The organism is Bacillus sp. 01N45, assembly GCF_056399205.1.
In genome coordinates, this window is sequence record NZ_JBFTQW010000022.1 from 23,098 (window position 1) to 47,531 (window position 24,434).

The 24,434-nt window shown below is 31.4% G+C and carries 25 protein-coding genes and 3 pseudogenes; 23 read left to right on the top strand and 5 right to left on the bottom strand.

Annotated features, from left to right (window positions below; all coding sequences use genetic code 11):
* Positions 1-9 precede the first annotated feature (9 nt).
* Both AC1DMU_RS28350 and AC1DMU_RS28355 read left to right on the top strand, forming a co-directional pair.
* Entirely contained in the window at positions 10-1,176 is a 1,167-nt protein-coding gene (locus AC1DMU_RS28350) for an FtsK/SpoIIIE domain-containing protein (RefSeq protein ID WP_088062831.1), read from the top strand.
* 22 nt (positions 1,177-1,198) lie between these two features.
* Positions 1,199-1,774 carry a replication-relaxation family protein gene (locus AC1DMU_RS28355; protein WP_098230698.1) on the top strand — a complete coding sequence of 192 codons (576 nt, stop codon included), beginning with the start codon at positions 1,199-1,201 and terminating at the stop codon, positions 1,772-1,774.
* 338 nt (positions 1,775-2,112) lie between these two features.
* On the opposite strand, the pseudogene AC1DMU_RS28360 reads toward AC1DMU_RS28355, so the two are convergent.
* Positions 2,113-2,344 (bottom strand): annotated as a pseudogene (locus AC1DMU_RS28360) (zinc ribbon domain-containing protein); the annotation flags it as partial.
* Positions 2,345-2,798: 454 nt separating this feature from the next.
* Here AC1DMU_RS28360 and AC1DMU_RS28365 point away from each other — a divergent pair.
* From AC1DMU_RS28365 to AC1DMU_RS28380, 4 genes and pseudogenes are all read left to right on the top strand, one after another.
* Positions 2,799-4,613, top strand: coding sequence for an acyltransferase family protein (locus AC1DMU_RS28365; RefSeq protein ID WP_215559136.1), 1,815 nt, complete (start codon positions 2,799-2,801; stop codon positions 4,611-4,613).
* A 497-nt stretch (positions 4,614-5,110) separates the two neighbouring features.
* Positions 5,111-5,467, top strand: coding sequence for a YxeA family protein (locus AC1DMU_RS28370; RefSeq protein ID WP_215559137.1), 357 nt, complete (start codon positions 5,111-5,113; stop codon positions 5,465-5,467).
* A 415-nt stretch (positions 5,468-5,882) separates the two neighbouring features.
* Positions 5,883-6,530 (top strand): lysozyme family protein, encoded by a 648-nt coding sequence (locus AC1DMU_RS28375; RefSeq protein WP_097890836.1) that lies wholly within the window; start codon positions 5,883-5,885, stop codon positions 6,528-6,530.
* A 236-nt stretch (positions 6,531-6,766) separates the two neighbouring features.
* Positions 6,767-6,982: pseudogene (locus tag AC1DMU_RS28380) on the top strand (MDR family MFS transporter); the annotation flags it as partial.
* Positions 6,983-7,099: 117 nt separating this feature from the next.
* Here the strand turns inward: AC1DMU_RS28380 and AC1DMU_RS28385 are convergent.
* Positions 7,100-7,567 carry an RsfA family transcriptional regulator gene (locus AC1DMU_RS28385; protein ID WP_098135007.1) on the bottom strand — a complete coding sequence of 156 codons (468 nt, stop codon included), beginning with the start codon at positions 7,565-7,567 and terminating at the stop codon, positions 7,100-7,102.
* 333 nt (positions 7,568-7,900) lie between these two features.
* Here AC1DMU_RS28385 and AC1DMU_RS28390 point away from each other — a divergent pair, with 333 nt between their 5' ends.
* The 5 genes from AC1DMU_RS28390 to AC1DMU_RS28410 all read left to right on the top strand — a co-directional run bounded on the left by AC1DMU_RS28390 (position 7,901) and on the right by AC1DMU_RS28410 (position 12,104).
* Positions 7,901-9,541 carry a S8 family peptidase gene (locus AC1DMU_RS28390; protein WP_215559138.1) on the top strand — a complete coding sequence of 547 codons (1,641 nt, stop codon included), beginning with the start codon at positions 7,901-7,903 and terminating at the stop codon, positions 9,539-9,541.
* Between the two features lie 208 nt (positions 9,542-9,749).
* Positions 9,750-10,097 (top strand): YxeA family protein, encoded by a 348-nt coding sequence (locus tag AC1DMU_RS28395; RefSeq protein ID WP_000822914.1) that lies wholly within the window; start codon positions 9,750-9,752, stop codon positions 10,095-10,097.
* Positions 10,098-10,467: 370 nt separating this feature from the next.
* Positions 10,468-10,875, top strand: a complete 408-nt coding sequence (gene mntA / locus AC1DMU_RS28400; protein WP_000577223.1) for a type VII toxin-antitoxin system MntA family adenylyltransferase antitoxin — start codon at positions 10,468-10,470, stop codon at positions 10,873-10,875.
* Positions 10,865-11,278 (top strand): type VII toxin-antitoxin system HepT family RNase toxin, encoded by a 414-nt coding sequence (hepT, locus tag AC1DMU_RS28405; protein ID WP_046956013.1) that lies wholly within the window; start codon positions 10,865-10,867, stop codon positions 11,276-11,278. The genes mntA and hepT overlap by 11 nt, the downstream gene beginning before the upstream one ends.
* Before the next feature lie 415 nt (positions 11,279-11,693).
* Positions 11,694-12,104 (top strand): hypothetical protein, encoded by a 411-nt coding sequence (locus AC1DMU_RS28410; RefSeq protein WP_088062847.1) that lies wholly within the window; start codon positions 11,694-11,696, stop codon positions 12,102-12,104.
* Between the two features lie 717 nt (positions 12,105-12,821).
* On the opposite strand, the gene AC1DMU_RS28415 is transcribed toward AC1DMU_RS28410, so the two are convergent.
* Complete coding sequence (locus tag AC1DMU_RS28415) at positions 12,822-13,301, bottom strand: CPBP family intramembrane glutamic endopeptidase (RefSeq protein ID WP_088062848.1); 480 nt, start codon at positions 13,299-13,301, stop codon at positions 12,822-12,824.
* 982 nt (positions 13,302-14,283) lie between these two features.
* Between AC1DMU_RS28415 and AC1DMU_RS28420 the strand changes: the two genes are divergently transcribed.
* A complete protein-coding gene (locus AC1DMU_RS28420) occupies positions 14,284-16,041 on the top strand; it encodes a methyl-accepting chemotaxis protein (RefSeq protein WP_088062849.1) in 1,758 nt (585 codons plus the stop codon).
* A gap of 160 nt (positions 16,042-16,201) precedes the next feature.
* On the top strand, positions 16,202-16,417 hold the full coding sequence (locus AC1DMU_RS28425) for an alpha/beta-type small acid-soluble spore protein (RefSeq protein WP_001167047.1): 216 nt from the start codon (positions 16,202-16,204) through the stop codon (positions 16,415-16,417).
* A gap of 75 nt (positions 16,418-16,492) precedes the next feature.
* Here AC1DMU_RS28425 and AC1DMU_RS28430 read toward each other — a convergent pair whose 3' ends face one another.
* Positions 16,493-16,906: a hypothetical protein gene (locus tag AC1DMU_RS28430; protein WP_088062850.1), complete on the bottom strand. Its 414-nt coding sequence runs from the start codon at positions 16,904-16,906 to the stop codon at positions 16,493-16,495.
* Positions 16,907-17,394: 488 nt separating this feature from the next.
* On the opposite strand from AC1DMU_RS28430, the gene AC1DMU_RS28435 reads away from it, so the two are divergent.
* Positions 17,395-17,556, top strand: coding sequence for a hypothetical protein (locus tag AC1DMU_RS28435; RefSeq protein ID WP_168216123.1), 162 nt, complete (start codon positions 17,395-17,397; stop codon positions 17,554-17,556).
* 94 nt (positions 17,557-17,650) lie between these two features.
* Here AC1DMU_RS28435 and AC1DMU_RS28440 read toward each other — a convergent pair whose 3' ends face one another.
* Positions 17,651-18,112 (bottom strand): hypothetical protein, encoded by a 462-nt coding sequence (locus tag AC1DMU_RS28440; protein ID WP_088123101.1) that lies wholly within the window; start codon positions 18,110-18,112, stop codon positions 17,651-17,653.
* Between the two features lie 406 nt (positions 18,113-18,518).
* Between AC1DMU_RS28440 and AC1DMU_RS28445 the strand changes: the two genes are divergently transcribed.
* From AC1DMU_RS28445 to AC1DMU_RS28485, 9 genes and pseudogenes are all read left to right on the top strand, one after another.
* The gene (locus tag AC1DMU_RS28445; protein ID WP_179196644.1) at positions 18,519-18,701 is read left to right on the top strand and encodes a hypothetical protein; all 183 of its coding nucleotides are present in this window, start codon (positions 18,519-18,521) and stop codon (positions 18,699-18,701) included.
* Between the two features lie 411 nt (positions 18,702-19,112).
* Positions 19,113-19,406, top strand: coding sequence for an ArsR/SmtB family transcription factor (locus AC1DMU_RS28450; RefSeq protein WP_016136180.1), 294 nt, complete (start codon positions 19,113-19,115; stop codon positions 19,404-19,406).
* A gap of 251 nt (positions 19,407-19,657) precedes the next feature.
* The gene (locus AC1DMU_RS28455; RefSeq protein WP_088062852.1) at positions 19,658-19,912 is read left to right on the top strand and encodes a hypothetical protein; all 255 of its coding nucleotides are present in this window, start codon (positions 19,658-19,660) and stop codon (positions 19,910-19,912) included.
* Between the two features lie 413 nt (positions 19,913-20,325).
* The gene (locus tag AC1DMU_RS28460) at positions 20,326-22,032 is read left to right on the top strand and encodes a M4 family metallopeptidase (RefSeq protein ID WP_476941669.1); all 1,707 of its coding nucleotides are present in this window, start codon (positions 20,326-20,328) and stop codon (positions 22,030-22,032) included.
* A 250-nt stretch (positions 22,033-22,282) separates the two neighbouring features.
* Positions 22,283-22,426: pseudogene (locus tag AC1DMU_RS28465) on the top strand (cysteine peptidase family C39 domain-containing protein); the annotation flags it as partial.
* A gap of 114 nt (positions 22,427-22,540) precedes the next feature.
* Positions 22,541-22,903 (top strand): hypothetical protein, encoded by a 363-nt coding sequence (locus AC1DMU_RS28470; RefSeq protein WP_088062855.1) that lies wholly within the window; start codon positions 22,541-22,543, stop codon positions 22,901-22,903.
* 67 nt (positions 22,904-22,970) lie between these two features.
* Positions 22,971-23,300 (top strand): nucleotide pyrophosphohydrolase, encoded by a 330-nt coding sequence (locus tag AC1DMU_RS28475; RefSeq protein WP_088062856.1) that lies wholly within the window; start codon positions 22,971-22,973, stop codon positions 23,298-23,300.
* Between the two features lie 122 nt (positions 23,301-23,422).
* A complete protein-coding gene (locus AC1DMU_RS28480) occupies positions 23,423-23,890 on the top strand; it encodes a GNAT family N-acetyltransferase (RefSeq protein ID WP_088062857.1) in 468 nt (155 codons plus the stop codon).
* A gap of 424 nt (positions 23,891-24,314) precedes the next feature.
* Positions 24,315-24,434 carry a lariocidin family lasso peptide gene (locus tag AC1DMU_RS28485; RefSeq protein ID WP_016135744.1) on the top strand — a complete coding sequence of 40 codons (120 nt, stop codon included), beginning with the start codon at positions 24,315-24,317 and terminating at the stop codon, positions 24,432-24,434.

The following is a 24,434-nucleotide window of genomic DNA, read 5'->3' on the forward strand; positions in this document are numbered from 1 at the left end:
AAGGGAGTTATGGGGATTATAAAGGAGTGGCTTCGTACGCAAAGGTTAAGGAATCAGCTTATGGAGGTGTTTGGAAAAGCAGGTTTATATACGGAACATCAAACACGCGGGGGAAAAGTGCCTATTTATCCAAAGGTACATAATATTTCTTCTTCAAAAGAAAGTGTGAGATATGTGTTTACCCTACCAAACGGATTAGATCCACAGAAGATTGAAAAGAAGTGGTTTTGTTTCCAGCAAATATTAGGACGGAATATTACAATTGAAGGGGATGTGAAAAAGTTTGTCCTACATGTATTTCATTCGAATGCTGGGCTAAAGCCGTATATTTATTGTTTTAGAGAATGGCAGACACAATTAGAAGGTTACGGTTTACCTGTTGTGGTCGGCAGGGACCAATACGGAAAAATGATTGCGTACGACATGATTGGTTCCAATTCACCGCACTTATTAATCGCAGGAGAAACAGGAAGTGGGAAAAGTAGTATGGTACGTGTTGTGCTATCCACACTCATTCAATATATGTCTCCTAATACGTTGCATTTGTATCTTGGTGATTTAAAAAACTCTGAATTTCATTTTTTACGTAGAGTGAAGCATGTAAAAGAAGTTTGTATGGAAGAAATCGAAATGAAAATAATGCTTCAAAAGTTATGGAAGGAAATCAGGGAACGAAGAAAACTTATGGAGAAATATGAAGTTGATCATATTGATGCGTACAACAAATTAAATCCAAATCATCCAAAGCCATATATCCTACTTGCTATTGATGAAGTGGCTATGCTTAAAGATGAAAAAGAGTGCATGACTACGATTGAAAAGATTTCAGCAGTCGGGAGATCACTAGGGGTTTTTCTTTTGCTTAGTATGCAGAGGCCAGATGCCAAGGTGTTAGATGGTAAGTTAAAACTTAATATGACTGTAAGAATGGGCTTTAAATGTGATAGTGTGATTAATAGTAATATTATGGGTACTTCTGGTTCAGAGTATTTAGAGCAATCTGGACAAATGATTTTTAAACGAAATGGATTAATGAAAGTGCAAGCTCCTTATTTGGAATTAAGTAAGGCGAAACAAATTGTTGAACCATATTGCATGTCTAAAGAGGAGAGGGTACTCAAGTATTCATCGCAAGTAGAAATTCCGTTATTTGGGGTGTTAGATGATGAAGAGTAGAGATAAAGGAATTCTGAATGATTTGAAGCAATTTAGATGTATGTCCCGAGACGATATTATTGACTTGCATTTTCAAGGCTTAAAGAATGCGATAACCTGCTGTAATACCGTTATGAAACGATTAAGAAGAGACGGTCATGTTGATGCTAACGTATTGCAACACCCATACATTTATTTTCCGCGACCCAATCCTATCAGAAAAACGAGTCAAAAAATTCCTCATTTCCTTGGTATTGTGGACTCATATAAACAACTCGTTCATTATGAACATCCTGAACTATTCGATGTTGAACCAAAGTATGGGAAAGAATTCATGGAACCCGATGCATTTACAATTTGGCGTAGATCTCCATTCTTTATTGAAGTTCAAAAGTCAGTGTACAGTAAAAAAATAATGCAAGATAAGATAAATAGATATGAATTATACTTCCATAGCCAAGAATGGCATAATGAATATTGGCAACCGAAAGCTTCTAAATTTTTTCCATCAATCCTTATCATTACTGACAAACATTACGATATTCAATCTCCGTATTTCCGTATATTCCAAGCAAATTCTATAGAGAGTTTTATAAATAATTTAGCAGTAAAATCATAAAACAAGATACTTTGTTCTTAATTCACATAATTTTCAAAATTAAAACTTTTGGATGTTAATATTTGTTATATAATATACTTATCAAAGCATTACCCCTGTAGTATTTATGATAAATTTTCAAGGTAGTTTGTTTATCTCGTATATTCACCTTAAACTGAAAAGAACTTGTAGAGATTCCTACAAGTTCTTTTTGTTGCTCTTATAAACACGAAAATCCCCTTCTTTACTCCCAGTAATTTTACTTTATGAAGATTATCTCCTTGTTGAATTACTCCCACAGTTACTTTGTATAGAAGAAGGAAATTAATAAGTAAGGGGCTCAATCGAGTCCTAATTTATTAGTAGGTTATCACCATAGTTATTGTGGTTAGAAGCCTTATCACTTCATTCTTCCAAATTGATACTTGCGTTAATATCCCGATTATGGTGTGTACAACAAGAAGGGTAGTCCCATTTTCGTAGGTTTAGATTAGTAACGTCTTGGTTTTGATATCCATAACAAGAACATAATTGATTTGAAACAAATGTTTCCGATACGACAATGGTTTGTTTGCCATACCATTTCGCTATCAAGCTAACAAAGAGACTAAAAATATTAAAGAAGGATTTTTCCAAAATGGAGACGCTTTATCAGTAAGAGAAATATGTAATTATACATATCCCTTTTTTATAATGTTTTTATATATAAAATCCTTTACATGTGCATTATCGATTATATTCAAAATGTCACAGGCCTTGATATGTCTGTAAAAACGTATCAAAATTTTACTTTAAGACACACGGTATATAAATTTTTGATTGGGCAAATTCCTCTTTTTTAGGAAGAGGAAAAACACCTACTATAAAAATTTGCACAACAGAGCCAGATAACGTGATAAAGTATGTATTGCTGTGCATGTAAATATCAAAAAAAGCCTTACAAAATGATGTTTGTAATGGTTTAGCTTATACGATTTTAGGAAATTAATAGCATTTTATGACGTTATTATTAACCTAGTTTCCAAGAAATAGAGGTGAATGTAGGATGACTAAACCTTTTAAAAAAAATAGTCGTTATATGGTAGGGTTGGACAGTCTAAGGGGTCTAGCTATACTAGGTGTTATTTTGTATCATATTAATTTTAATTGGATGCCTGGAGGGTTTTTAGGAGTTACAGTATTTTTTGTACTTTCAGGTTATTTAATTACAGATATTCTAGCCATGGAGTGGAAGAGAAATAAGAGAATTGATTTGAAAAAGTTCTGGCTTAGCAGGGCAAGAAGATTGCTTCCAGGAATGCTTGTTATGCTCGTTATAACATTGGCATGGATTACGATTTTTCATAGCTCTTTACTTGAAAAAATGCGTGGAGATTCATTAGCGGCATTATTTTATGTTAGTAACTGGTGGTATATTTATCATAAATTATCGTATTTTGATAATTTTAACCAGATTTCTCCATTAAATCATTTTTGGTCGTTAGCAGTCGAGGAACAATTCTATGTTGTCTGGCCGTTTATTATTAGTTTAGGACTTTACTACATAAAAAAACAATCTCGTATGATTTTATTGATTTGTCTAGGAGCATTTGCTTCAGCTTTGGCAATGGCAATTTTGTATGAACCTGGAGTTGATCCGAGCAGAATATATTATGGTACAGATACGAGGGCCTTTTCCTTACTTATCGGAGCGGTACTTGCTTTAGTTTGGCCAAGCAATAGGCTTGCTAATAAAATTATCCCGAAGGCGCGTTTCATCCTTGATGTAGTGGGGGGCATTGCTCTTATTATTATTTTGGTTATGTTTTGGAAGACCAATCAATATGATCCATTTCTATACAAGGGAGGAATGGTTCTCTTATCAATTGCAACAGCATTGTTAGTGGCAAATCTAGCTCATCCAGCTAGTCGCATTGCTCAATTTTTACGATTTAGACCTTTACGTTGGGTAGGGGTAAGATCGTATGGCATATATCTCTGGCATTATCCAATTCTCACATTAACGACTCCAAAAGTAAATACGGGGGATTTTTCAATAATAAGAGCAATCCTTCAATTTCTTTTAATAATATTGATCGCGCAAATTTCATGGAAGTTTATCGAAAAACCAATCCGACAAGGTGCGCTCCGGAACATTCAGTTTAAGAACTTAAGACTTCAAAATGTCACTTTAGGTGTTAAGTTAGCTTTAGTTTGTTCATTATTCTTTTCGTCAATAGCAGTTTTAGGGTTATCAAATGCTAGTAAGGCTAAGGAGAATTCTCAACCAGATAAGGTGGAAACAGTACAAACAAAACCGGCGCCACATCCAGTTGCTGTTTGGGAAAATGCAGATCAAGAAACGCCACTAAATCAAGGGGAATCAAAAGAAGTAAATCCTGCACAACCTAAAAATCCACTCACAGTTACTGCGATAGGTGATTCCGTTATGATTGATATTACTCCATATTTAAAAAATACTTTTTCTGATATTAGGATTGATGCGCAAATTGGTCGTCAGCTGTCAAAAGCGATTCCGGTAGTTGAACAGTTAAAAAATGAAGGGAATTTAGGAAACTATGTCATTATCGGATTAGGTACAAATGGAGCCTTTACTACTGAGCAACTTGTTTCATTAATAAAATTAATTGGAAACGAACGTAAAATAATATTTATTAATACGAGAGTGCCACGTCCGTGGGAATCAATTGTGAACGAGAGACTGAAAGTAACAGTACCTAAATATCCTAATGTAACTCTAGTTGATTGGTATGCAGCAAGTGCTGGAAAGAAAGACTACTTTGCACCTGATGGTGTGCATTTAACCAATATAGGTGCAGAAGCATACGCAGTCCTTGTGGCTAAAGCGGTTAATCAATAATTAATTATATTTTGTCAAATTCTTTTGCAAAGTTAGCTGAAATAAAAAAAATCTATGTTTGGAAAAATAAATTTTTGGCATTTAGCAATAATTCCTGTAATTCATAATACATTGAAAAGCGAAGTTTAGTTGAAGACTTCGCTTTTTTGTACGGGACATGAATGATGTCGATGCCTTGTACTATACGTACGGCATAACCAAAATGTTGAATTTCTGTGGTTTTGAAAAAGTGGTTGTCACTTTACAGGTTAATAAACCTGTTCTATAGGGTTCTTTAATGGGCTAATTATATTTTTCTTACTAGATAATGTATCAGTTCAGTTAGTAATCTTTTAAATGATTTTCTATGATTAAGTAAATATCTCATTTATAAACATTGATATAGGTAATTTTGTTATCTTTCGAAAATGTAAGGTTGACGTAATGTTTTTGAATTTTTTTTCAAACGAGAACAGATTAAGATTACAGTATCATAGAAAATCAATGAGGTAAACAATATGAAAAAATATATGGCACTTTTTAGACTTTTAGTTGTATTTGCAGGTCTGCTAGTTGGATGTGATATTAATCGTATGGGTAAAGATGAGTATTACGTTCAAATTACAATGGATGGAAAAGAGGGAGTTTCAAAATCTATGGATGGTAAAGTGATGGGAAAGGAGTATGAATATACATTATCGGGTTTTGATAAGGAAGGTAAAGAAAAAGAGTTACAATTTATGGCACAAAAGAATCTTCGTAAAGAAGCATTCCTACGTGTATATCACTCAGAGAAAAAAGGTGTAACCGCTTGGGAGGAAGTGCAGGAAGACGAGCTTCCTAAGAAAGCAAAAGAAAAACTAGGTGTGAAATAATTATTTATTTGTGATGATGGATTCTCCTACGTGGAGGGTTCGCCGTTTTTTATTATATGTTATGTTGTAGTTTTTTATATAAAGCATATTGAAAAGATAAGGTAAATCTTCCGGAATGATATCTCCATAATTAATAATTTGTACGTTAACCTTTCCTTTATTACTAAATCCATTTATATCAACAAATTGTCCCACATATCCCTTTGTACCAATATCTTTTAAAGTACGTATAAAAAATGCCCTTTATCTTATCTTTATCTTATCTTTACCTTATCTTTAAACTTTTATATTAAACTTAAAATCTTAAAGTATTGATGTTTTAGTCTAAAAAGGGCGGGAGATAGATGTCCATTACATAGTTTGTAAATAACCAATTACCTTTGAAAAATTGAATTTTTTATACGAGGAGGAATATATGAAGGATACAAGTAAAAAACAAATTATAAAAGTGTTCCTTATTAGTATTTTGGGCTTAGGAATAATACTTGGAATGCTATATTTTAATCATAAAACCAATATTCAACAAAATAAAGCGCTAGCCACCGAAAAACGTGTATTGCAATATGAATCTACCTTGAAAAAAGAATTAGAAAAATATAATTTAGGAGAGAAAACAGCAGTTTTATTAGGAATTATGTACCAAGAGAGTAGAGGTGAGGGAAACGATCCTATGCAGTCATCCGAATCACTTGGATTAAAGCCAAATGAAATTCAAGAGACAAGCTTGAGCATTGAACAAGGGGTAAAACACTTTGCTAAAATGTACAAATATGGAACGGACAAGGATGTTAGTATGGATACAATTATTCAAAGCTATAATATGGGGCCAGGGTATATTGATTTTGTTGCTAGTCAAGAAGTTAAACAACACTCGGAGGATTCAGCAAAAAAGTTTTCTAAGATGAAAGTTGATCAAAATCCAGCGATGTATACTTGTGGTGGAAATAAAAATAATTTTAGGTATCCATATTGTTATGGTGATTTCACATATGCCACAAAGGTAAATGAAAAAACAAAACTTATTGAAGAACTTCTTCGAAATGTACATAGCTCTTCTAAATAAGTTGCAGAATGAAATATAATGATACCAAGTTATTAACAATAATATCTAAGAAAAAAACTACTTCCTTTCTTAATTCACATAATTTTCAAAAATAAATCTCGTAGATGTTAATATTTGTTATATAATATATTTGTCAAAGCATTACCCCTAAAGTTTCTACAGTCAAGCTGTAAGATAGTTTGTTTGGCCCGTATTTTTAAGGGTTAAAAGTGGATTTAAAATATAGTTGCAATTTTTTGAGGGGGACTTATATGGGAGCGGCTAATCTGCAATGGATTACAGGTAATGTATTTGGACCTCTACTAGGTGGTGTATTACTGGATCAGCTTTTAGGGCATATGTTATTTACAATCTTAGGTGTAGGTTGTATTATTTCTGGATTTATTTACTTACTTTTAGACAGTCTTATTGAGAATAGAAGTAAAGAAATACCTATAAAACAAACATCTTAATTTTAATATTGTTAATGAGTTGAAAATTAAATTTTATGTTTTAAGAATTAAATTAACTCATATATATAAATTTTTTAGGTTACGACCTAAGTATATAAAAGTAATTTACTGCTTCTTTTAATCAATTACAACTAAACTTCTTGACCTATCAATATGATTAAGTAACATACGATACTCTTCTTCGTACATATTTACGCTTTGTAGAAGGGACTGGTTTTCTGCTTCTAAATTTTTTATTTGGTTTTGTAAGTTTGTAAATTCATTTGTTTTTTTATAATTTTGTAGAAAGAGAATAATATCATCTAATGTCATAGATAAAGAGTTTGTTTCTTTTTTTTGTTGAGAGGGAGAAATATTATTTCCCACTTCTCGATTTTGTTTTGCTTGTTGTATTTCCTCTTGGTATTGTTTCCTCACGTATGAATTCCAACGAAATCCACAAGCTGCAGGTGTCCTATTTAGTAGTTTTGCTACTTCTTTGAATGCAGCTAACTGTGTTCCACCGTTACGAATATTCTGGAGTACTGTTGATGCGAGAAGTAAATCGTTATCGTTAGTCCAGGAATCTTGCCTTGAGATTACCACGTTTTGACCTCCTTTACATGCTTTATATTACATATATGCAATTACTTAAAATGATAGAAGTTTAACTTATCTTAAAATAATTAGAAGTATGTATTATTTAAAATGCGAAATTGCATAAAAAATTAGATTGACTATTCGCTATAGATGTAACTATAATGGTTACAGTTATACAGCTAAATTAATAGGTTTGATGGTATGAAGTAGTTGTATTAATGATGTTTAAGCAAATATTAAAAAATGAACGGAGTTGGAAATATAAGAAGCTTATATAAAAAGAATTAAGGCCATATAAAGCATTTTATAATTATATATAAATTAAAAGAGGTGCACATTTTGAAAATTTTTAAGGGAATTATAGTTTCTTCAATTGCGTTAACAGCATTTAATGGAATAGGCGGTATACTTCCAAGTGAAAAATCAGAAGTTGCCTACGCAGCTACTTACAATTATTCAAATAAGCAATTGAATTCTACTGTACATAAGCAAGTTACTAAACAATTAATTTTGAAATTTAAAAATGAAGCGAATTTACCATATCAGGATGGAATAGAAAAATTCATTAAAGAAGAAAAACAAGATCCTGAATTCATTGGAATTTTAGCTGAATACCCAAATGTAACTATAAATCGACTTTTTAGTTCTTTAAATCCTAAAGAAATTAAAAATCTAGGTAAAGAAATAAAAGATTCCGATCAAATTTCTTCTAATTTGCTAAACTATTATATTGTAGAAATTCAAGATGATATTGATGTACAAGCATTACTTACAAAAATTGAAAAATCATCTCTTGTTGAAACGGCGTATTTACAGGAGGAAGAGGCGCCACCAGAAGAGCGTTTACCAAATTTATCTGTTAATCCATATGATGAGCCTAGACTTACAAGACAAGGTTATCTTGAACCAGCACCATTAGGAATTAATGCACCTTATGCCTGGAGCATAAATGGTGGAGATGGAAAAGGAACTACTTTCGTAGACATGGAGTATGGCTGGTTATTTAGTCATGAGGATTTAGTGAATCAAAAGATTGAATTGATATCCGGACAGAATAAGAGTGAACATCATGATCATGGTACCTCAGTCTTAGGGATTGTTTCGGCGGAAGATAATAACATAGGTGGAATTGGGATTGCACCAAAAGCTAAAGTAAAGGTTGTATCTCAGATTAGAGATAATGGTGGGTATAATACAGCTGATGCTATATTAAGTGCAGTTAACAATATGCAAGCTGGAGATATTCTTTTATTAGAAGCTCAAGCAACTTACGATGGATATGGAGATAAGAATTATTTTCCTGTAGAAGTAAAACCGGATATATTTGATGCAATTCGTCTGGGAACAAATAAGGGAATTATTATTATTGAAGCAGGTTCAAACGGTGGAAATGATTTAGATCAATTTAGGGATCGTAATGGTAAACAAGTCTTAAATCGTAATAGTCCTGATTTTAAAGATTCAGGGGCAATTATGGTTGGGGCAGCTTCTGCAAGAGTTCCTCATAAGCGTTCATATTTCTCTAATTATGGTAGTAGAGTGGATGTGTATGGATGGGGGAATGCAGTAGATACAACAGATGCTAAACCAAGTGAATTTACAACAAATCTATATACTTCTAGCTTTAGTGGAACATCTAGCGCATCACCTATTATTGCTGGTGCTGCTGCATCAATTCAAGGAATTGCAAAAAATAATCAGGGAAAAGTATATACACCAAGCCAGCTTAGGGATATTTTAAGTGATTCTAGTACCGGAACGAAATCTAATGATCCAATTAATGATAAAATTGGTGTTTTACCTGACTTAAAAGCCATATTATCTAAACTTGGTTTTTCACCAAACTTAGGTAATGATTCTTCCATTGTATTTCCTGAGGAGCAAGAAATAAATAAAGGGAAGGTAGGTTCTACTATTACGTTCCTGAAAGAGGATTCCGATAATAGTGAAGGAAACTCTAACTTCATTTTCCCAGAATAATAGAAATATCTCCTATTTAGAATGAGGCAAAATAGTTTACTCAATAAGAACAAAGGATATGAATTCAATAGAAATATGAATTCATATCCTTTTAATTATGCTATTTTTACTACCTTACAAAAACGTAATGTTAGCGTAATGGAAATGAATTTTGGCAACCAATAGATTAGGATATAATTTTTGTGAGAAAAGATATGAGGTGAATAATATGAAACGAATAGTGCTTATGTGTAGTGTTTTTGTGATGTTTACTGTGTTGTTATCGGGGTGTAATTTAAATCGTCTTGGTACAGATACATATTATGTGCAAATTACCAAGGATGGTGAAAAATTAAAAGAGAAAAATGTAAATGGGGATACGACTTACGAATATAAATTACCTGGATTTGATAAGGATGGTAAAGAGAAAGAAATGGAGTTTACAGCGTTAAAAAACCTTCGTAAAGAAGCGTTTTTACGTATATATTACTCTGAGAAAAAAGGTGTGAAATCTTGGGAAGAGGTTAAGAAAGACGAACTCCCTACAAAGGTGAAAGAAAAATTAAAAGTGGATTAATATATATAAGTCTTTGTTAGAGCAATATATCCTCAAATTATTAGAATGTATATTGAAATAGGCTAAAGTTCTTTAGAGTTGCAAAAGCAAGAGGCTGACAGTTATTGTCAGTCTTTTACTTTTGTAGGACGAAAATATAAAATGCATTTAACAGGCGAAGTGTTGGATTATTAGCAATTATTTAAGAACCAAAGCTACAATATACCTACTCCTGAATTATAATAATTTTAGGTCAGAAATAAGCTTCTAATTTTGTAAGGAGTTAAGTACTAAAAAGTCTTAATTTTGTTTAAGGATTTGTAGTCGTTTAAAGGATTTATGATTGGTTATGATATAATAAAATTCAAGTATAATAAGGGGGATTAATTAGATGATTTTTCAAAGCATGATAACAGCTATTATAGAAAAATTACAAGAGACGGTGAATCCCTATTGGATAATTGTGTTTGGATCAACGGCTGAGAACAGAGAACGAGAAGATAGTGATATTGATATAGCTTATTTAAGTGACACAACTTTAGGGAACTATGAACGTTTTTTATTAGCACAGGAGTTAGCTAACATTGTTCATAGAGATGTTGATTTAGTTGATTTATCCGAAGCTTCTACAGTTTTTCAAGCTCAGATTATACATACAGGAAAGACAATATTTTGTTCGGATGAAAAACGTAAGGTCATTTTTGAAATGAAAACCTTAAAAATGTATTCAAAATTGAATGAAGAACGACAGATAGTATTTGATGATATAAAGAAAAGAGGTTCTATATATGAAGAATGAGGTTATTTTAAATAAAATTTCTACAGTAGAGCGTTGTATAAAAAGAATCCAAGATGTGTATGGAAATGACCCTGAAAATTTAGAGGATTTTACAAAACAAGATTCAATAATATTGAACATACAAAGAGCTTGTGAAGCAAGTATTGATTTAGCGATGCATATTGTTGCAGGGAAAAAATTAGGACTACCCCAATCTAGTCGAGAGGCCTTTGATTTATTGGTTACAGCAGGATTACTTAGCGCGGATTTAGCAAATAAGTTAAAGGCAATGGTTGGATTTCGTAATATTGCTGTTCATGATTATCAAAGTGTAAATTTAGATATTGTTCGTCAAATTATTGAAAAACATTTAACTGATTTTAAACTATTTACGAAAGAAGTAATGGGGATATTGGAATTTTAGGCAAAAGAACATAATAATAAGGCTGAGAAAGAAAGTAATTCGATGATTCCCAAACCAGCTATTGAAACAATCACTTAATTTCGTAAGACGAAACGCGGTCATAAGATGAATTTCTTTATGTTGTAGTGAAGCTTTGCATGAAATGTATGTAGATAATAGTATGAGCAATATCCATATACAATTTTATCAACAAATAAGTAAATATTTTTAAAACTAATGTTTATACATATAATGTATACCGAAAACAAAAAAGTTTCCTTATGGAAACTTTTTTGTTTTCGGTAAATTTACAACAGCTAATTAATATACAGTTTTTGAGAAAAATGATGAATCATGTCAAATCATCTTCATTTACACAAACATAAACGTAGTATAAAAATGAAGCATATCCAAAATAATTAAAGGGGCTGAAAAAATGATTAAAAAACTTATTATTGGTTCTATTGCTTTAGGCACAACAATAGGAGTGAGCAAACCTACATTTGCTGCTACAATACATTCTCCATCACAGTTTAAAGAAATTCAAAATGTTCATGTGCAATCCCTACACTCCCCATGGCAGTATTTAGGACAAACTTCAAGGGAACTTCAAATTAAAAGTAAGGATCCAAAAGTACTAGCTTTTGAACTAGCAAAAGAAGCGCCATTTTACCAAGAAGAATTAGTAGACATATGTTCGGTAATTTTAGATGCAAGTGTAGATGTTGTATATTGGACAAGTAAGGAATGGGTTAGATTTGAAGAAGGAAATTATGAATTTAAACATGAAATTAAAATTTTTAGAGATAAAGAACGTCAGCAATTAATTGCTGCACTAGAATCTTAAATCTTTTACAAAAAAGAAGCTATCTTTAGTATGTTATTCTCCCCTCATAGTAGATAGGAAAAAGAAAGCACATTAACCTATTTTTTATGGAGGGGATTTTTCTATGGGTTAAATTAGAATTACTTGCTATACAAAATGAAAGGAAAAGGAAGTGGGTTTATAATTAAAAGAAGATATAAAACTGTTGAGAAAGAAATAGACATTTATTATCCAATTGTAAGACGTTGGATGAAATGATTTGAAACTTTAGGTATTAAAGAACTAGAAGAAGAACGTGGGAAAACAAAAGGGTTATGTTTAGGTAGAATAAAACCTAAAGGTTCGGATACTAAGACTAAACGATTGGAAGAAGAGGATGGGATGTTAGAAAAATGAAGGAAAGTATGTTGTGAAAGTAAAACTTTTAGAAGAAAGCATATAAAAAAGACTTCTTCATCTATGTTAAGTCCACAAATATAAACAATTTTAGAAGCATCCAAGATTTCAAAAGAAATTAAATAACCTGAGTCTATACAAATATAGACTCAGGTGGCTTAGTTGTGCTTTGAAAATACTGTCTACCTGAAAGGTCCCTCTTTTGTATTCTTCAAATAAACAAACTGAAACAAGACTATTTAGAAGTATTAGTGAATTAGCCTCTCTTTAATTTTTATTTCGTGTCTCTTACCTTTAACAAGTACAAACATAATTCATTAATCTATATTATCTTTAAAACATTTATAAATTTGATGCTATAAAAGCAATAGAGTTATGTAATAAGTGAATCAAAAAAACAACCCCAAAAGCAGACATGGTAACCTGATATTTTTCATTCTTTTTTTTATATACCCAATAAGCATAGTTATATAAAAGACCAATTATCGTTGTACCAACTATATAAGTGATTCCATATCGATGATTTAATCCAAATATAATTGAAGCTATTAAAATGATAAGGTAATCGCGATTTTTAATGTAAGGAATCCAACTTAATAGCCAAAATAAAAATACTTGAAAAACTACTGTTTCATATATAGGTGCCGCTAATACCCCTAATAAAACTTGAAGAATAAGAGGTGCTTCTGTTATTGGTTTTTTTTGTATTTCAGGTAAGAATAGATCTAATGGTATTACAAATAAAAATGATCCTAATAAAAAAAAAAAAATAAAAGAAATTGTAGGCAAAGCAAACATAAATCTATTTATTTTTTTGAGCATATATATTTCTCCTATAATCTTTTATTACATCTATACGAAAAGTAATAAATAATTGAGTCTCTTTTTGTTTGACATGTTTTCGTCTACTATTAATGAAAACCGTTCTGTAATTGAATCCTTGGCTTATATGTAGGTGTAGCGATAAAGTAGGGAGATATTAACACTATATTATTAATATCAAAATATTAAAAAGCTAAGTGAGATATTAAGGTCACACCAATTTTATGATGAGTATAATATCAAGCTCGTTAAGGAAATATGCTGTATAGGACACGCTTGTACTGATTATTTTACTATATGAATATTTAAGTACATATAGTTTTGGAGGAGTATGTATTTTTGCATTTTTTAATACAAAAGTTTTTTATTAAAAATTTACTTTCTGCGCTGCCTCATATGAAATTAAGACAATTGAAGAGTAAAGGCCAAAAGAGTCTAAGTTTAGATTGTACAGGTAAATATTATAATGTTATAGAAAAATAAGGAAAAAAGTTATAAAATAGGAGATTGAATTAAACTTTCAAATTTTTATTGTTGTGCAAGATAAAGATAACTAAAGATGAGGCTCTTAAAAATTCTTGTCTTTATTTAAAACTAACGATATTATAAAAAATCCTCGCTGAAGGTACTGCAACAAATCTAATTTGAAAATCTTTAGGAGATAAATATGGAATTTTAAATATTCTTAGGAGTCCATTAAACATTATAGCAATTATTATAGGCAAAACCTTTAACATCATCGATTTAGAAGAAATCAGTACAAATAGAAAAGATGAAGTAGTAGAAGTATTACGTCTTCCTTTTAATAGATTTCCAGGAGCAGCTGGACATATAAAAGATGCGATTGCAAACGAAAAAAATTGGAACGTTTGGTTGAATGACTAGTATGCTATTTTAATAATTATATTAATAACAGAAAGAGAACCTTTTTATATGTTACTACTTTGTTTTTGTATTGTTGAAAATAAGAAAGGTGAAATCAATGAAAAAATATTGGCATAAGCTATCGTTGCTTCAGAAAAATGTATTACTAACGGTATTAGTAATTCTGACGCTTGTGGGAAGTATGGGGGCGTTAAGTTTTAACATGTTTCAAAATAGTATGATGTTTATATTTGAAAGGCAGTCTTTTGAAACAGGAGATACATTAATAAATCAATTAGATCTGGAAATAGTAAGAGATGTAGCAAAAGATCCCACAGCACAAAGAGTGAAGAGAGAAAAATTGACAGAGCAATTAGATAAAGCTATAAAAAATATGAAAAGTGTCGGACAAACATATGTTACAGGAGCAAAGCTAAATGATAAAGCTGAATTACAATTAGTAGCTTTGGATACAGAATTAGCAGATACGGTTTCTGTAAAACTAGGTTCTGTAAAAACAGGTGACTATTATGAGCATCCTACTCATTGGAAGAAGACATACGACCAAGTAATGAAAACGAAACAGGCACAAATGACTGAAGTGTATGAAGATGTACTAGGTACATGGGTAACAATTTTAGAGCCAATTACAGATAAAAATAATAATATAATTGCAATTGTTGCAGCGGATTTGGACGCTTCTATTATTCCTCTTACAAAGAAAGAATTTATAGTGCACGGTTTACTATTTATAATAATTTCATTAACAATCGTAATTACAATACAAATATTCATCTCACGAAAATCTCTATCGCCTTTAAAGGATTTACAAGAAGGGTTACGTAAAGTTGGTGAAGGGGATTTAAGTATTAAATTGAATGAAAGGTCTGATGATATAGGGATAACTAATAGCCATTTTAATAACACTATTAAAAAGTTTAATAGGATTATAGATAAAGTAAGGCAGACTGCTGAACAAGTTTCGACATCCTCACAGGAATTGTCGGTAAGTACAAAAGCGAATAGCATAGCCTTTAAAGAAATTGCAAGTGCTACTACAAGATTAAATTTAGGAGCACATTCTCATGAATATGTAGTGCAAAAATGTTTAGGAATTGTTCAAGACATGGAAAGTAAGATGAAAGAAATGAAAGGAGCTGCAAAACAAGTTAGGAATGCTTCGGAAGAAATGGAACAGCATTCTGGAGAAGGAAAAGATTTGATTAAGCGAATTGTGAATCAAATGAAAAGAATCCAAGATACAGTTGAAGATGTATCTTCTAGTATGTATGCATTAGAAGCACGATCTAAGGAAATTAGTGAAATTCTTACTGTAATTACAACTATGTCAAATCAAACAAGTCTATTAGCTGTAAATGCTTCTACTGAAGCCTCATGTGCTGGAGAGGTGGGGAAAGGATTTTCAGTTGTTGCGGATGAGGTACGTATATTAGCGGAAAAAACCGAGGCATCTGCAAGGGATATAGCTACACTAATTGATGAAACCCAAGCTGAAGCAGATGAGGCTGTAAGATCCATACAGAAGAGTTCAAAGGAAGTAGAATCAGGAATAATACTTGTTCAAAGTGGCCGTTCTTATTTTGAAAAGATTTCAGAATCAGCACAATCTGTTGCCAGTCAAATTAAAGTGGCTTCGAATAATTCAAGTGACATTTTAAAAGATAATCAAAATATTGTTCAGATTGTAAATGAATTATCACACATTGCAAATACATATGTGAATAGCAGTGGTAATGTAGAGACAAGTATGAAAGAGCAAGAACTGTATGTACAAAATATTGCAGAGTTAGCGAATTCTTTAAATTGGCTCTCCCATGAGTTACAGGAGTTAATAGGGGAATTCAAAAGTAAGTAGGATAGGAGAAGGTGTAGGTATGACCTATACCTTTATTTATTCCCACATAAGGAATGAAAGCTTAGGTATATATGTAAAATGGCTAAACAAATAAATTTTTTTGCATATTTTGTTGGAAATAGAGCATGATATTACCAAATTCAACGGAGGTGTTTAAAAAATGCAAATTCGCGAAAATAATAATTCAAACGAAATCTTAATAGCAGCTGCAGCAAGTGCAATTGAACAAATGAAATATGAAATTGCTCAGGAGTTTGGTGTTACACTTGGACCGGATTCAACAGCAAGAGCAAATGGTTCAGTAGGTGGAGAAATTACAAAACGTTTAGTTCGTATGGCGCAAGAGCAGTTATCTGGTCAATATAAAATTCACTAAAGTTAAAGGTATATCCCATGGAAGGGATATACCTTTTTAATTTGCCTTTAAAGAGGATAGTGAAAATTTTTACTGCTAGTTAAATTTAGACACTGCAAATTTGGCTGTGAAATTCATCTTCTTCATGTAAGAAGAATTTACTCCTGCTTGAAATTGAACAGAAATATTACCGTCTTTTTGTGCTTTGAATACGCGACCGTATGGTGAATTCGCATTGTATGTGCCAATTACTTGATCATCTGTATCAAAGACTGTATAAGAAATTGGGAACCCAGAATTTTGTACAAAGACCGTAAGTTCTTCCCCTTTATTAAGATTAAATGATTCTTTTTGAGAAACCTCATAGGAACTCATAGAGTAATATTTTGTAACTTCTTGAATTTCTAAATTTGTAGTTGCTGCACTCGCTATAGGTGCCTCTGCTCCTGGTAAGTTCATACCTGATAGTACTGCAATTCCTAATGCCCCTGCTAAAATAACTTTTTTCATAATGCTAGTTCCTCCTTTAATATATTGTGAGATTTGAAAACGAAGTGAAAATACCACCTCTTGAAACCATTATAGTTACAACGAGAATGATTTTCAATGAGATTTGATATGTAATTCTGCATACATAAGATGTCGATATAAGGTAATCTATCCGAAGTTTAAAGTATTCTTAAAGAAGGAGAGAACAACTTTTCAAAACTATGAATGTGATGGTAGCTGGTTTTTACATACGTTGGTTCTATAAGTGAATATTTTGTTGTTTTTTTATTGTGCATTCATTGTATGTAAATAAACAATCAATTGTTGATAAAGTTGTATAATTTGGAATTATTAAACAAAATAAGAGGTTATATGTTATAATAAAGCTGCAATAAGGTTCAGCATCCTAATCTTATTGTGTATATTTAGCCTATGTATGTCGTTTGTATTAAAAATAAGAAGTCTCTCAAAAAGAGGCTTCTTATTTTTTGTATGGAGGGGGATTACAGATGATTGATTATTATCAAATTTTTTTATTTACTATGGCAGGTATTGCCTTGTTTTTTTATATACAACATGCTGGAAAACCGACGAAAAGAAACAAATGGAAATTCTTTGTTGTAGTATTTTTATTTTTCCTTTTGAATTATTTATTTCTTAGATTTATATAGGTAAATGTAAGAGGGGATACGTTTTAAATTTTAAAATATAAAAAAAGGAAGGTGTAATCCTTCCTTTCATAATCTAGTTTGTCAATGCGAATATTTAATTAACTAATGTCATTGGCGCTGTGTAAATTGTGTCAACAGATCCGTCAGCATTCGTAATTTCAACTTTATAACGGAATGTGCCTGCATCCCCAATATCTTCGCCATTGCCTGAGAAAGTAACTATTTCTTCATTTGTACCAGCGGGTAACATAGAGTTCCAATTGAACCAAGTTCCATAATAGCCCCAGCCAGTTTCATATTGTTTTTCGATAGAAACTTTGTAATTCACACTTTCAGTTCTATCATTTGTAACTTTTGCAATGACATTTTGTCCAAATCCGTATTCCGTAGCGTGTAATTGAATCGTGAAATTGTTCACTGTTTCGCTAGGGCCACAAATGTAACGACAATATTCGCTCGCTCCATCAGCATGAGCTTTAGGTGTTTCTATATTCATTGCTGTTAAACTACCAAGAGCCAATGTTCCCACTAATAATACTTTACCAAATTTTCGCATATAAAATTCCCCCTGAGTATGTTTTCAATTTGTTTAATAGTTGTCACATCAAGTAGTTATATGACATTAAGCAAATTGAATGCTCTTTTTCCGTGATTACATTTGCTACCATTCTTCCATCTTGTAGTAATTTAATCTGAACATAAAATTCCATGGTTTTAAATCCTCAATATGTATCTTAATGTACATTGAATAGATCCTTTAATATATCGATGATACATTTGGTTTATTTACTTGTATCATCTCTTTATTACCGTTTATTGGTAAAAAGATAATGTCATTATACATAATATTGGAAGCTACTGACAAGAGCTAATAATTTTGATTTAGCCATTAACAGGAAAGAAAAGTATTAAATTAGAGCGGTGTTCAAAAAGAAGATAAAAACATTTGAAATGTGTGAGAAATGATTTGCAGAACAATTAGAGTACAAGTACCGTGGGAGTTTGTAAGTACTGTAACAGAAGAGAATATGAAGCAGAAGTTAGAGTCTACACCAGGTTTATTAGTAAATCTATTTAAAACTTGTAAAAGAAACCATTCAAAATCAAAAGAAAGCGAAATAGAAAGGATATTTAGGGAAATTTAAAAGGCCTTGTCATTATAGACAGGGCCTTTCAAAAAGGGACACAATTGACAACTGAAGGTGACTTCATATTACCATTTTTGGTATTTTAATTCCAGGTGTTCGTGTTGAGAAATAAAATGATTATTTTGTAGAGTGTGAGATGGGGGATACTGCTTATCAATTTTTCAGGACGGGAAGGCAAAAGCAGAATTTTTTATTTGCTTTAAACAAAGGATAGGAGAAATATTTTTGCTTAGCAAAGTGTGTTAATCATAGATCAAAGTTATGTAAAAAAACTGTTTTCAGGATAGGTATCCGTTTTGTTTTAAGAAGAGAATATATTTTCTCAACAGGACAAATCGTAATCATCTATAAGTACTATTTATAAGGATAATAAGAAAAATAGAAATTAATAATAAAGGAGAATGCGAAATGAAAACAGTAGTAACTGATAGAGATCTAGCTGAAATCCGTGAAGAAGACGTAGATGTTTTAAAAGTAATGGCACATCCGGTACGATTACAAATTGTAAATGAATTAATGCATCATAAAATGTGTAATGTTACGCAATTAACGGAAATATTAAGACTCCCACAATCTACTGTTTCACAGCATCTCTCAAAATTAAGGGGAACCGTACTTCGTGCAGAAAGAAGGGGATTAGAGATGCATTATTATATAGATAATGCTAAAGCGCGTCAGATTGTAGGAATCTTAGGTTTTTAGGCTAATAGTATGTGAAAAGTTTCCTGTCATGAAGCAGGGAACTTTTCTTTTATGATTAACAAATTGTCCTCATTTATAAAGAAACATAAAGCTAAGAAAGCGCGATGTCTAGATTGTTTTATAACGGGTGCACATGTAAAATTGCATACCATATATTCTTGATAATTAAATAAAAATGTAACTATAATGATTACATTGAATAGATATTGAATACATCTATTCTTATAGAATAACAACGGAGGTGATTGAGAATGTATATAAAAAAATTGATCCTAGCTGGAGCACTTGGTTTTATAATTCTTGGATGCGCTAATATAGCAGGAGAAAAAGTAACGAAAGCTAATGCAGCTTCAATTGAAACAGATAGGGTAACAATGGAGGGACCAATAGTCGAGTTAGGGGAACATGATTTTTATATTAAGTCGCAAAAGTACAATGAAGACTTTGATAATCCCATAAGTGTAGAAGTAGATTATAAGCGCAATGTTAAAATAGGGATTAAGTAAATTTATTGGGTTGATGTGAAGAATTTTTAGTTTTTAGTATCTATATGACAGAAACTAAAGTAGAAAAGATTTAAATGAAATGACCATAAGATAGATTAAATGAGAGTAACATTTAGTTACATTTGTACTACATCAGATGAATATAATTGCCCTAACTCTTCAGAGTATGAAGGTACTTTAACTAGTAATGGGAATCGTAAAATTCGAATTAAGAGATTTAACTTCTTGGTATTATTATAATTTATAAAGATGTAAGTATTATCTTTAAAGGAAGGTAATTTGAATCCAGAAGCAGGATGCTAGATAAGAAGTTAATAATTATCGGTTGCTCAAATGTAGAGACAACGAATTATGTTTAGATAAACTAAACTTAAAATCATTTTATATAAATATAACATTTTAAGAGGTGGAGTATGAAAAATAAGACAAGTTTTGTAAGAGTTGGAGTAACCACAGGTGTTCTGTTATCCGCGATTATGCCATTTAGCGGGGCCTATGCGGCAACAGAGGATTTAAAAGTAGAAACAAAAGAAGATACATTCCGAGCAGGTAATCTAACAGCACCTTCTCAAAAGCCGGCTGAAAATGTAGCGAAAGATGCATTAAAAGGCAAAACAGAACAGGCATTATCATCACAGCAAATTAATACGGAATCGAAAGTTAATTATAATGTAACGCAAAGTCGTAAATCTTATGATGGTACAACATTAGTACGTCTGCAGCAAACATATGAGGGACGTGATGTATACGGATTTCAGCTAACAGCACATATTAATGATGAGGGTGTACTTACTAGTGTTTTAGGGGATAGTGCTCAGAAGTTACAACAACAGGAAGACCTAAATCAATCTATGACACTATCGAAAGAGGATGCAAAAAATCAGATATTCAATCTATACGGGAACGATCTCACATTTATTGAGGAACCAGAGATTAAAGAAGTAGTGTATGTAGATGAAAATACGAAAAAGGCTAGAAATGCATATCAAATTAACTTTAGTGCATCTACACCTGAATATGTATCTGGAACAGTATTAATTGACGCTTTTAATGGAAATCTATTAAAAGAGATTGTTCAAAAATTGGGTATACAAGTAGATAGTAGTATTGTCCAATCCGCGACATCAAATAAATTACAAGATCCCTCAAAATTAACAGGCGCAGGTAAAGATGATTTAGGTATTAATCGTACATTTGGAATTTCACAACGAAGTGATGGAACGTATATTCTTGCAGATTATTCTCGTGGTAAGGGAATTGAAACGTATACTGCCAATTATAAAGACTATAACAATTATAAAAGAAATGCGTGGGGGTATCTGGATGATTTAGTTACAAGTAATTCTACAAATTTTACAGATCCTAAAGCCGTTAGTGCACATTATTTAGCAACTAAAGTATATGATTTTTATCAAGAAAAATATGGTCGTGACAGCTTTGATAATAATGGACAAAAAGTAATTTCTGTAGTTCATGGCTGGAACACAAATGGCACGAATAAAGGCAATCCTAAGCAGTGGTTTAATGCATTTAGTAATGGGGCTATGCTAGTATACGGAGATCCAATTGTCAAAGCCTTTGATGTCGCAGGACATGAGTTTACACATGCGGTTACAAGAAATGAGTCTGGGCTTGAGTATGCAGGAGAAGCTGGTGCGATAAATGAGGCTTTATCCGATATTTTAGGTGTAGCTGTAGAAAAGTATGCTAATAATGGGAATTTTAATTGGACGATGGGAGAACAATCAGGTCGGATTTTTAGAGATATGAAAAATCCCTCATCAATATCTTCTAGATATCCTGAAGATTATAAACACTATAACCATTTACCTATTGATGCTGATCACGATCATGGTGGCGTGCATACAAACTCTAGTATTATTAATAAGGTAGCTTACCTGATAGCTAGCGGTGGTAATCATAATGGCGTAAATGTCCAAGGTATTGGAGAAGATAAGATGTTTGATATCTTCTATTATGTGAATACAGATGAATTAAATATGACTTCTGACTTTAAAGAATTAAAAGAGGGTTGTATTCGTGTAGCAACAAATTTATATGGTAAAAATTCATCTGAAGTACAAGCTGTCCAACAAGCTTTTAAAGCAGCATATATTTAATACACTAAAGAGTGTATGGATGATAAAACATAATTCTTTAACGAAATAGTAATTATAATTATATAGTATATATAAAATAAAAAAAACTTTTAGGCTCCAGGTTCCCTATACTCAACAGGGGATTTGTAGCCTAATTTTTATTGATTGCGAGTCCGATACATAAAATTAAGAAAATTCAATTCGTGTTATATAGTGATATATAGATAAAACTGAAAGTTAATATTAGAAAATCAAAACGAAGGGAAGAGAAATTTTGTTTGAAAGTTTTCCATATATTAAACAGCATGATTTACAAGATTGTGGACCGGCATGTCTTGCAATGATATCAAGACATTATGGTCTCTCTTTATCAATTTCAAAAATTCGTGAAGTTTCAGGAACAGATTTGAAGGGGGTGTATGAGGAATAAGAATAATATTTTTAAAAATTAAATAGCATAATATATAATTTAGAGGGAATAAAAATATAGGGGAGAACAATTAAGTTATCCATTAAGGGAGTTTACTACATGTATACTTGTAATCAATGTGGAACAGGAATGATTATGCAACTGCAAGATAGATATAGAGAATATTGTCCGAAATGTGAAATGCCTAGGCCGAGTAGCTTAATGTACTATAATTTATATGAGCTATTAGAATATATGGAAGTTAATGAATACTTGAGTAAGGAAAGTATGCTACATAATTTTCTAAAATGGGAGTTTGAGTTAACGGAAGGGCGTATCTTCAAGTTACATTTAGATGTTGAAAGATACGATCAAATCGGTGATGAGAATTTTACAAAACAATTAGAAACATATATGAAAGGAATCCGATTAAAATTAAATGTTAAATATGAGGATGATTATATCTGGGTTAAGGTTAATTAGTAGGACTCTACATATAATGTGTTCTAGTTTGAAAAGATAGTAAGAAGTAGAGAGGAGGTCAATAGTAATGGAAGATTTACAAAAGGAAGTAATAAGATTTCGAGATGAGAGGAATTGGGGACAATTTCATAATGCAAAGGATTTAGCCATTTCATTGAATTTAGAAGCTGCGGAATTGCTTGAGACTTTTCAATGGAAGTCCAGTCAAGAAGCAAAGGAGACTAAAATGCAGGAAATGAAAGAAGAAATAGCTGATGTAATGATTTACTTGCTTCTGCTAAGTGACCAATTAAATATAGACTTAGAAGAGGCTGTACGCTCTAAGCTGACAAAGAATGCTGAAAAATATCCTGTAGAAAAAGCATTTGGAAAAAATAAAAAGTATAATGAACTCTAGAAGAGGAATTACATTTTTCGTATATTATTTAATATTAAGATTATATTTTATCAACTTGGTTTAACTTGCCAGATATAATTTATTACACTATATTAGTAGAAACTTACAAAGGAGGAATCTAAATGGGAATTAGTATTGAAAAACTAGATAAAAAAATGGACAATCGAGAGAGTATTAAAGAAATAATAGAATTATGGAATTTAAACGCAATAGAAACTGCAGATTGTGAATTAGAGGAAAGTCATAAAAAGGGGATTGAAGAGCAATTAATGGAATTGATTCAATCAAGATATGGTGCAGTTTTTGTAGTAACTGATGAAATTAATAGACTAATTGGTTATGGAATTGGCTCAATAAAGCAAGATTTGGTTACAAATATGTTATATGGTCAAATAGAGGAAGTTTATGTGAAAACAGATTATAGGAGGAAGCAAATTGCGCAAAATTTAGTTGAAAAAATGAGCAATTGGTTGAATCAAGAAAATGTCTCTTTGATTCATGTTTATGTTGACTTAGCTAATAAATTAGCATTGAATTTTTGGGAGAATACAGGATTTGAAAAAGAATTTTTTCTTTTATCTAATAGCTAATCTATATAATGAAAGTTTAAATAAAAATAAAGGTTGAAAGTCATTATTTAGAAATATTTAACAGAATATTCAAATTATTAATAGGGGAATAAGTGCACTTACACCTTATGATTTGGGGGCGGAATTACATAAATTACTTATATTTACATAAAAGTATATAAAGTTGAAAAAATAGATTAGAGAGACCTTGTTTAGAAAATATTTACATTTTTATCAATAGTAAACAAATAATTCAGATAAGTGATAAAAATACATTTTTTTGTTTATATGTGTTTATAAAATGTTATTTTTTGGATAAAAATACATCCATTTGTAGAATTTTGATGTTAAATGTAAAAAAAAGTAGTTTCTTGAGTAGTTTACATTCTAATTTCTTGTGTATAAACTTCAACTTAATTCCATAGAAAGGAGGGGGAGAAGAAACATGAAAAAACTAGAGGCAGGGAAAGTAAAGGCATATGGATCATTTATGGCAGTAACATTAGCGAAGAAAAACAAACCAGGTGATGGAACAAGAACAAAAGGAATCCGTAAAGGACTATAA

Bases quoted from the DNA above. Each gene is read 5' to 3' on its own strand.
- AC1DMU_RS28350 (WP_088062831.1), top strand. From the start codon at position 10: ATGGGGATTATAAAGGAGTGGCTTCGTACGCAAAGGTTAAGGAATCAG.
- AC1DMU_RS28365 (WP_215559136.1), top strand. From the start codon at position 2,799: ATGACTAAACCTTTTAAAAAAAATAGTCGTTATATGGTAGGGTTGGAC.
- AC1DMU_RS28370 (WP_215559137.1), top strand. From the start codon at position 5,111: ATGAAAAAATATATGGCACTTTTTAGACTTTTAGTTGTATTTGCAGGT.
- AC1DMU_RS28375 (WP_097890836.1), top strand. From the start codon at position 5,883: ATGAAGGATACAAGTAAAAAACAAATTATAAAAGTGTTCCTTATTAGT.
- AC1DMU_RS28395 (WP_000822914.1), top strand. From the start codon at position 9,750: ATGAAACGAATAGTGCTTATGTGTAGTGTTTTTGTGATGTTTACTGTG.
- mntA (WP_000577223.1), top strand. From the start codon at position 10,468: ATGATTTTTCAAAGCATGATAACAGCTATTATAGAAAAATTACAAGAG.
- hepT (WP_046956013.1), top strand. From the start codon at position 10,865: ATGAAGAATGAGGTTATTTTAAATAAAATTTCTACAGTAGAGCGTTGT.
- AC1DMU_RS28410 (WP_088062847.1), top strand. From the start codon at position 11,694: ATGATTAAAAAACTTATTATTGGTTCTATTGCTTTAGGCACAACAATA.
- AC1DMU_RS28415 (WP_088062848.1), bottom strand. From the start codon at position 13,301: ATGCTCAAAAAAATAAATAGATTTATGTTTGCTTTGCCTACAATTTCT.
- AC1DMU_RS28420 (WP_088062849.1), top strand. From the start codon at position 14,284: ATGAAAAAATATTGGCATAAGCTATCGTTGCTTCAGAAAAATGTATTA.
- AC1DMU_RS28425 (WP_001167047.1), top strand. From the start codon at position 16,202: ATGCAAATTCGCGAAAATAATAATTCAAACGAAATCTTAATAGCAGCT.
- AC1DMU_RS28430 (WP_088062850.1), bottom strand. From the start codon at position 16,906: ATGAAAAAAGTTATTTTAGCAGGGGCATTAGGAATTGCAGTACTATCA.
- AC1DMU_RS28435 (WP_168216123.1), top strand. From the start codon at position 17,395: ATGATTGATTATTATCAAATTTTTTTATTTACTATGGCAGGTATTGCC.
- AC1DMU_RS28440 (WP_088123101.1), bottom strand. From the start codon at position 18,112: ATGCGAAAATTTGGTAAAGTATTATTAGTGGGAACATTGGCTCTTGGT.
- AC1DMU_RS28445 (WP_179196644.1), top strand. From the start codon at position 18,519: ATGATTTGCAGAACAATTAGAGTACAAGTACCGTGGGAGTTTGTAAGT.
- AC1DMU_RS28450 (WP_016136180.1), top strand. From the start codon at position 19,113: ATGAAAACAGTAGTAACTGATAGAGATCTAGCTGAAATCCGTGAAGAA.
- AC1DMU_RS28455 (WP_088062852.1), top strand. From the start codon at position 19,658: ATGTATATAAAAAAATTGATCCTAGCTGGAGCACTTGGTTTTATAATT.
- AC1DMU_RS28460 (WP_476941669.1), top strand. From the start codon at position 20,326: ATGAAAAATAAGACAAGTTTTGTAAGAGTTGGAGTAACCACAGGTGTT.
- AC1DMU_RS28470 (WP_088062855.1), top strand. From the start codon at position 22,541: ATGTATACTTGTAATCAATGTGGAACAGGAATGATTATGCAACTGCAA.
- AC1DMU_RS28475 (WP_088062856.1), top strand. From the start codon at position 22,971: ATGGAAGATTTACAAAAGGAAGTAATAAGATTTCGAGATGAGAGGAAT.
- AC1DMU_RS28480 (WP_088062857.1), top strand. From the start codon at position 23,423: ATGGGAATTAGTATTGAAAAACTAGATAAAAAAATGGACAATCGAGAG.
- AC1DMU_RS28485 (WP_016135744.1), top strand. From the start codon at position 24,315: ATGAAAAAACTAGAGGCAGGGAAAGTAAAGGCATATGGATCATTTATG.